Origin of the sequence: Rhizobacter sp. (assembly GCF_031412075.1) — a bacterium.
Lineage (GTDB): Bacteria > Pseudomonadota > Gammaproteobacteria > Burkholderiales > Burkholderiaceae_C > Rhizobacter.
On sequence record NZ_JANOCG010000547.1, the window covers coordinates 1 to 3,318 of the forward strand.

The following is a 3,318-nucleotide window of genomic DNA, read 5'->3' on the forward strand; positions in this document are numbered from 1 at the left end:
CCGCGCGCTTCGGGCAGGAAGAGACGGATGCGGAACACCGTGCCCACGCCCACGGTGCTGCTGACCGTCATCTCGCCGCCCATCAGGTCGGTGAGCATCTTGCCGATGGTGAGGCCCAACCCGGTGCCACCGCTGGTCGCCTCGGAGCCACGCGCGAAGGGTTCGAAGATGTGCTCGATCTCGTCGGCCGCGATGCCGGGGCCGGTGTCTTCGATCTCGAACAAGGCCATCTCGCGTGCATAGCGCAAGCGAAACACCACCCTGCCGGTGTGCGTGAACTTGACCGCGTTGCCCAGCACGTTGATCAGGATCTGCTGCAGGCGCTTCTCGTCGGCGCGCACCACCTCGGGCAACACATCGGCCAGCTCGGCACGAAACTCGATGCCCTTGCCAACCGCCTGCAGCTCGAACATGCGCACGATCTGCTGCACACAGTCGCGAAAGCGCAGCGGCTTGGGTTCGAGTCGCAGCTTGCCGCCTTCGATGCGCGCAATGTCGAGCGTGCCTTCGATCAACGAGAGCAGGTGGTCGCCACCGCGGCGGATCACGCTCACGGCCTGCCTGCGGTGGGGCGGGATCGATGCGTCTTCTTCGAGCAGCTGCGCGTAGCCGAGGATGCTGTTGAGCGGCGTGCGCAGCTCGTGGCTCACAGTCGTGATGTAGCGGCTCTTGGCCTGGTTGGCGAGCTCGGCCTGGTGACGCGCGCCTTCGGCTTGGAGTTTGGCCTCTTGCAACTGCAGGTCGGTCTGGCGGTGCGAGTCGATTTCGCGGCGCAGGGCCAGCGTTTGCTCGTGGACTGCCTGTGTCTGCCGGTTGGACTCTTCCTGCGCCACCTGGCGGCTCTTGTGCGTGAGCACCAGCCACCAGGCCACCACACCGCTCACCAGCAGCAAGGCCGCAAAAGCCTTGATGAACCCGAGGCGCAGCGTGGGCCCGAAGGTCAGCGCGTGTTCGCCCATCGCGCGCAGCTCCTGGTGGTACAACAGGCCGAACAGTCCGGCCAGCACCGGCACCACGATGGCCATTAGCAGCAGGTAGTGGCCCAGGCCGGTATCGATGTAGGGCCACACGCGCTTGGGCAGCAACCAGCGCAACGCGCCGGCCCACTGCGCCGACAAGCGCCCCTCGGGCTTGCACAGGTCGTTGCAGCGGGCGTCGAGCGAGCAGCACAGCGAGCAGATGTTGCCGAGGTACGCGGGGCAATGCGCGAGGTCGTCACCCTCGTACTCGCGCTCGCAGATGACGCAGCTTTGCAGGCCGGTGAACAGCCCCGCTCGCGGCGGAGATTGGCGGGCGATGTAGTACTTGCCTTTTGTAGCCCAGGCGATGAGCGGTGACACGACCATCGCCGTCACCAGCGCGATCAAGGCCGAGAACGCCTCGGCCAGCGGCCCGAACACGCCCAGGTAGGCCGTCACCGACAACACCGAGGCCGCGACCATCGCGCCCACACCCACCGGGTTGATGTCGTACAGGTGCGCGCGCTTGAACTCGATCCCGGGCGGTGAGAGCCCGAGCGGCTTGTTGATCACCAGATCGGCCACCACCGCCATCAGCCACGAGATCGCGATGTTGGAATAAAGCCCGAGCACACCGCCCAGCGCCTTGAACACGTCGAGCTCCATCAGCATCAACGCGATCATGGTGTTGAACACCACCCACACCACACGCCCCGGGTGGCTGTGCGTAAGGCGCGCGAAGAAGTTGCTCCATGCAAGCGAGCCCGCGTACGCATTCGTCACGTTGATCTTGAGCTGCGAGATCACGACGAACAGACACACCGCCGCCACCGCCCAGCCCGGCCGGGCGAACACGTATTCGTAGGCCGCGAGGTACATCTGGTTGGGGTCGACCGCCCGGTCGAGCGGCACGGAGTGGCTGATGGCGAGGTAGGCCAGCAAGGCGCCGCCGAGCATCTTGATGACCCCCAGGATCACCCAGCCCGGCCCGCCGATCAGCACGCCGGCCCACCAGCGGCGGCGATTCTGCGCGGTCTTCTCAGGCATGAAACGCAGGTAGTCCACCTGCTCACCCATCTGGGTGATGAGGGCGATACCGACCGTCATGGCAGCGCCGAACAGGTACACGTTGAACTTGGAACCCTGCCCTTCGCCGCCGCCGTAGTGCGCCAGGTCGTTCAGCACGTCGGGGTTGTGCTTGAACACGAAGATGTAGGGCACGACCAGCATCACCAGCCACAGCGGTTGCGTCCACACCTGCAGGCGGCTGATGGCGGTGACGCCGTGCGTCACCAGCGGGATCACCACCAGCGCGCAGATGAGGGAGCCCCACGCAGGCGGAATGTCGAAGGCCAACTCCAGCGCATAGGCCATCACCGCCGCTTCGAGCGCGAAGAAGATGAAGGTGAAGCTCGCGTAGATGAGCGAGGTGATGGTCGAGCCGATGTAGCCGAAGCCGGCGCCGCGGGTGAGCAGGTCCATGTCCAAGCCATGGCGAGCGGCGTAGATGCTGATCGGCAGGCCGGCCAGGAAAATGATCAACCCGGTGGCGAGGATGGCCCAGAAGGCGTTCAAGAAGCCGTACTGCACCAGCAGCGTGGCGCCCACCGCCTCCAGAATCAGGAACGAGGCCGCGCCGAACGCGGTGTTGGCCACGCGCATCTCCGACCACTTGCGAAAGCTGTGCGGCGTGAAGCGCAGCGCGTAGTCTTCCATCGTCTCGCGGGCGACCCAGCTGTTGTAGTCGCGGCGCACCTTGACCACCCGCTGCACCGCCCCGTCGGCCAGCACCGATTCGGTGCGCTCGGGGGGCGCAACCGCCGGGCCGAGGCGCGGGTTGTCTGGAGTCGACGAGGTGGCAAGCTTCATGCGTTGACTAGGCGCAAGCACCATGCCACGGCGGGCTGCTGCGCCCTAACATGTGGCATACCTTCTGCTTTTTGCACCACCATGGAACTCACTCCCCGCGAAAAAGACAAGCTGCTGATCTTCACGGCCTCGCTGCTGGCCGAGCGCCGCAAGGCCCGCGGACTCAAGCTCAACTACCCCGAAGCCGTGGCCCTGATCAGCGCCGCCATCATGGAAGGCGCCCGCGACGGCAAGACCGTGGCCGCGCTGATGAGCGAGGGCAAGACGGTGCTCACCCGGGCTGACGTGATGGACGGCATCGCCGAGCTGATCCCCGAGATCCAGGTCGAAGCCACCTTCCCCGACGGCACCAAGATGGTGACCGTGCACCAACCGAGTGCATGTATCCCCGAGGAGATGTTTTGATGATCCGCACCACGCTACGCGCCGCCTGCCTGGCGGCCCTGCCCTTGTCGGCCCTGGCCCACGACGGCCACGGCGCCACCGCCAT

Annotated in this window: 2 protein-coding genes; one reads left to right on the forward strand and one right to left on the reverse strand. The window is 65.9% G+C overall.

Annotated features, from left to right (window positions below; all coding sequences use genetic code 11):
• On the reverse strand, window positions 1–2,828 hold a 2,828-nt coding region (locus RMO40_RS20395), incomplete at its 3' end, for an ATP-binding protein (RefSeq protein ID WP_489660209.1).
• Window positions 2,829–2,909: 81 nt separating this feature from the next.
• Between RMO40_RS20395 and ureA the strand changes: the two genes are divergently transcribed.
• The gene (gene ureA, locus RMO40_RS20400) at window positions 2,910–3,233 is read left to right on the forward strand and encodes an urease subunit gamma (RefSeq protein ID WP_309725267.1); all 324 of its coding nucleotides are present in this window, start codon (window positions 2,910–2,912) and stop codon (window positions 3,231–3,233) included.
• The last annotated feature ends 85 nt before the right edge of the window (window positions 3,234–3,318 follow it).